The organism is Aetokthonos hydrillicola CCALA 1050 (genome assembly GCF_017591665.1).
GTDB lineage: Bacteria > Cyanobacteriota > Cyanobacteriia > Cyanobacteriales > Nostocaceae > Aetokthonos > Aetokthonos hydrillicola.
In genome coordinates, this window is the sequence record NZ_JAAKGC010000213.1 from 1 (window position 1) to 4,582 (window position 4,582).

At 41.5% G+C, this 4,582-nt stretch carries 6 protein-coding genes; 3 read left to right on the forward strand and 3 right to left on the reverse strand.

The genetic code is table 11. The features are described from left to right. The first annotated feature begins 386 nt into the window (after window positions 1-386). On the forward strand, window positions 387-629 hold the full coding sequence (locus tag G4P69_RS35680) for a hypothetical protein (protein ID WP_208340045.1): 243 nt from the start codon (window positions 387-389) through the stop codon (window positions 627-629). Continuing rightward, entirely contained in the window at window positions 626-1,045 is a 420-nt protein-coding gene (locus G4P69_RS35685) for a type II toxin-antitoxin system VapC family toxin (RefSeq protein WP_208340044.1), read from the forward strand. Before G4P69_RS35680 ends, G4P69_RS35685 begins: the two co-directional genes overlap by 4 nt. A gap of 21 nt (window positions 1,046-1,066) precedes the next feature. Here G4P69_RS35685 and G4P69_RS35690 read toward each other — a convergent pair whose 3' ends face one another. After that, window positions 1,067-1,501, reverse strand: a complete 435-nt coding sequence (locus G4P69_RS35690) for a hypothetical protein (protein WP_208340043.1) — start codon at window positions 1,499-1,501, stop codon at window positions 1,067-1,069. A 221-nt stretch (window positions 1,502-1,722) separates the two neighbouring features. Further along, window positions 1,723-2,883, reverse strand: coding sequence for an RRXRR domain-containing protein (locus G4P69_RS35695; RefSeq protein WP_208340042.1), 1,161 nt, complete (start codon window positions 2,881-2,883; stop codon window positions 1,723-1,725). Between G4P69_RS35695 and G4P69_RS35700 the strand changes: the two genes are divergently transcribed. After that, window positions 2,882-3,160 (forward strand): hypothetical protein, encoded by a 279-nt coding sequence (locus G4P69_RS35700; protein WP_208340041.1) that lies wholly within the window; start codon window positions 2,882-2,884, stop codon window positions 3,158-3,160. The genes G4P69_RS35695 and G4P69_RS35700 overlap by 2 nt on opposite strands. A gap of 114 nt (window positions 3,161-3,274) precedes the next feature. On the opposite strand, the gene G4P69_RS35705 is transcribed toward G4P69_RS35700, so the two are convergent. After that, window positions 3,275-4,582: CHAT domain-containing protein (locus G4P69_RS35705; protein ID WP_208354679.1), on the reverse strand; the 1,308-nt coding region annotated here is incomplete at its 5' end.

Here is a 4,582-nt window from a genome sequence, read left to right on the forward strand (position 1 = left end):
ACTTCAAACGATGTCGCTTTTGGTTGAGGGCTTTTTCTTGCCATTTTCATACCACATATTCTCTGTGTTCCCTAGTTTACTTGAATATGTGACCCTCTCTAGCAAATTTTGCGGTTCTAGTTTTTTTTCTTTTCGGTTCAATCATTTAGTCTAAACTCCAGTTAAACCCACAACTGAAGTTTTTTTCTTTCCCTGTTCCCTGTTAAGAGTTCCCCGTTCCCTTTTTTTTGTAAACGCAGCCCAATCGGGGGGACGACCATATTGCAGGTTGCTAGTATCGCTTTTCTTTAATACAAATTCATAAGTAGAATGAAGATGCTGTAGTACTCTTGGTTTAAGCACTCTACGTTAAGTTAAAATTTTGTCAAAATAGGGAGACTTTCAAAATGCAAATCACAGCCATTAAACGCGGTCAAACCTTAGAAATTTCCGAAAATTTGGATATTCCCGATGGTCAAGCAGTAAGAATTGAAATTATTGATGCTCAAATCAATTACGAAAAAGGCAAGTTTGGTGACAATTTAGAGGAATTCCGTCGGAAACATAATATTGCCGAATTAGATATCGATGTTGATGCTATTTTTGGAGATGTTCGCGATAAATCCCCCGGACGCGAGGTGAATTTGTGACCATTAAATTTCTGCTAGATAGTAATATAATTTCCGAACCCATGAAGCCAAAACCTAACACAAAAGTCATGGCGAAGTTATTGCATTATGTAGGGGAAATGTCAACAGCGACAGTAGTTTGGCACGAACTTCTATTCGGTTTAAATCGATTACCACCATCAAGAAAGCGCCAAGAACTAGAACGATACTTTCAAGAAGAAGTCAAAGCAAAACTGCCTTTGTTTTCTTATGACGATTCAGCCGCAGAATGGCACGCCCAAGAAAGGTCGCGTTTAGTTAAACTTGGCAAAACTCCCCCTTTTGTAGATGGTCAAATTGCTGCAATTGCCAAGGTCAATCAGTTAATTTTAGTGACCAATAACATATCAGATTATGCTAATTTTAATGATTTGCAAATCGAAAATTGGTATTTGTAAAAGACATTAGTAGCTCTTGATCTAACCTTCCACATAAGAAACATAAAGTGTAGAGTTTTGATACCAAATATACTTATGATAGAACCCTTCTTTAGAAGTCCAAACAGGTGTGTCGGCTGAAGGAGGCTTCATAAAAGCATTAGGGCTATTCTCATTGTTTAAGTATAGTATCTTATCTTTAAGAAAATGCTCGTCTCTCACCAAGTTTTTAATCACATGTTTGTAGTAAATCTCTTGTACTTTGAGCGCAATTTCTACATGTTTATCAGGAGTGTCATTGATAATTTTATACTTTAAATCTGAGTAATTACTAGGTAACGGTGCGCCAATCCACTTCTCGATCACTGCAATGGGAGCGGGCTTACCATCTGTATCACTGTAGTTCTCTCCAAACTGGAGACATCCATTGAGGAAGACTGAAATAATGAGTAATCGAGATAGCAAACTTTTCTTCATAATATGGGGACGTCTGCAAGTAAAATCATTCAACTAACCCGTCAGGAGTCCCCCACTGAATCCGGTACTCCGGATCAGTGGTTGGGACGCCAGTTGCTTCAAGCCGGGAAACCCGTAAGGGCGCACTGGCTCAGGAATGGCGGGGGAATTGTGTCGCATCCTCCAACTGCATCTTTAACGCAGTTAAAGTTATGAGGGGGATAGCGACACAATTCCCTATCTCAAGAGCGGGAAATACATAACTTAGAACTCCTTTGAAGTAACCGGACATTTCTAGGGTCAAACTGCCCAACCCGTGACCAGTTGTGGTCATAAACTGAAACATTCTTTGTTTTATTGGTACTGGTAAAGCCGCCAATCCAACCGCGCACAATTCCACTTTTTTGAGAAACCTCGACATAATCACCAGAGCGGAACCCAAAGGGTGTAACCGTTCCACCTTGCCGCTTAAGAATCCCGCCCTTACTATAATTTTCTTGGTGCAGTTTACGTCGAAACAGCTTGGGACGAGTCAACACAATGAATGGTGCTGGCGTTGCTTTACATTCCCCAGTCCATTCATGCCCGTGAGTCTTGGTAGTTACAAAAGCTTTGTACTCTATAAACGCGCTGCATGCTAGCGCTATAGCATCGTTTGCATGGGTTTGTGGAGTCTGTTTTGATTTATTGTTTTTGTCTTTGACGAGTCCTAATCGGTCACGGTATTTTCCTGTGTCCAACGAATCAACTTCTACAACGGGTGCAATTTTAGCTGCTTGCGCTCTAAACCATTCTTGACCAACAGTTACAGGTGAAATTCCAAAACCATTTTTCTTGGTGTTGCCTCCACAAGCTTCATCTCTAATTTCTGAAATTGGCAATATTAAAGCCATAACTCTTAGAATTCTTAGTTCCATCAGTCGGTTAGATAAAACACTTGGAGGAAGTTTCGTATGCCGTCTATTATTGAACCGTTTTTCTCTGTGGTTGCGTAACTTGAAAGGCTTGGAACGGTCTATTCTTTGACCACGACGAGTGCGTCTTAACTCGGATCTCTTGTCCATCTTTCCTGTTACAGATTGACGGTCTAAAGTTTGATTCTTTAACCCTTGGTTCTTGGATTTATAAAACCCAGGTAAACAAGCGTGGAACAATGCGATAGTTGCCAGTTTCGTCTGAAATGCAATACCTGTAAAAGCTTTTCCTCTATCTGTCCCGGCAATTATTGGTTGCGTTTTATAGCCAGATGGTTTTTCGGTAAGCTGCACGTAGAACACGCCTAATTTATTACGCTTTCCGATTGCTTTGCCCGATGCTATCCACTTCCTTGCCCTAGCTGGTGTTGTGGGCATTAATGGTTTAGAGCGTTCATCTACTACTGGCACTCTTGTTAATTGATTCATGGAGATAATCCAACGAATTGTATTTGAACTTTTAGCTCGTCCCTTCGGGCAATTTGGTAGGCTTGTCTCCCGTTCACGACCGGGCAATACAGTGGTACAAACTAGGGAAATATTTGTACGTGTAACCCTACCAAATCTCTTCGCCCTAACCAACTCTTGCGTCGCATACCGTGAGCCTAGCCGCTTACTAGGTGTTTTGCAAGCCCACACTTACCCGTCCCTTGCGCGTCTCCGCAGGAGAAGGGAAGTGTGGGTAGTTGACATACAGGACGATTGAACGAATTGAGCTTGTTTCACTCTATCAAGGTTAGACAACGAAATCGCTAAAAACCGAACACTGCGATCGGGTGCGATCGCTATATCGCTAGCTTTGGCTATACAAACTAGCCTACTACTTTGCTTGGCCTATCAAAGTAAATGCAGCCCAATCGGAAGGACGACCATATTGAAGCTTGGTTGCTAGCATCGCTCTTCTTAGCGCTGTTGCTTTGTCAATTTTTTGTTGCAAATTTTTATAAAACTCCGTCATCAAGAATTTTGTCGAACCATCATCAATCGCCCACAACGATACAATAACGCTAGGTGTTCCAGCACTAATTAATGAGCGTGATAGACCAATCACTCCATCACCAGTGATGCGTCCGCGTCCTGTGTCGCAAGCACTCAATACCACTAATTCGGCGCTGAGTTTTAAATTGAGGATTTCCTGAGATGTTAATAACCCATCATTTCCTAGATTCATCACCTGCGCACCAGAAGAGGAGCTTGGTGCAAGGGCTATGGCACTATTCAAACCTTGAACATCATCCAGTATCCCATGAGTCGCAAAGTGAGCAATTCGTGCTGTTGGTAGACGCTGCAAGATTGCGGCTTTGGTTGCGTCCTTTCCAATTAGGGGTTGGGTTTTCAGTAACGATGCGATCGCACTTGCTTCTTGTTCTGCACCGGGTAATGGGGGTAACTGTTTTGGTGGTTCACCAATTTTGGCTGATACATAAGGCATTATCGGATTACCCACAACTAACGGCTCCTGACTCCTTTTTTTCTGTTGATAATTACGGGTTAAACCTAAGACTTGAATCGATGGTGATGTGAGCATAGTGTGTTTTTCAATCAGGTATTTCCCTTCCTCATCTTGTAATGCAGGAAATGGCATCATGAATAAAGAACTTTGCGGGATAAAGATTACCCTGTCACCCTCTTTTTTTGGTAAAAGGTCAGCAATAGGTTGAATTAATAATTTATGTAAGTACTTGAATTGATTTTGTGCTTTCGATACAGTGGGGTTGTAAGATATTTTTGTATCGCGACTAACAGCGATAAAATCACGGCTGGTGGTAACTAACTGAGCTAAATTTGTTTGATATTTCTGCCACACCGGTTTTAGGCCAGTTTTACGAAATGTCACTTCACCTGTTGGTTTAATTACCCAGATATATAGTTCTGATTCTTTATATTGTTGTTTGCCTGAAATTTTGAAGTCATCGTAAATAATTGAATATTGCACGAGTGTGCTTGATTGCTGTTTGGCGATCTGTTTAATCTGCTGAATTGTTGGAGAACCGGACAAAATTTGCGAGTTGGAACGAGATGCAAGTAACTCAACAAATGCTCTAGCACGACCACGTTCAGCAACTTCTAAAGCTGCGTCAGTTTTATTTTGGGCAATCAGGACTTGTTGTAAACTGTTGTAGATGTT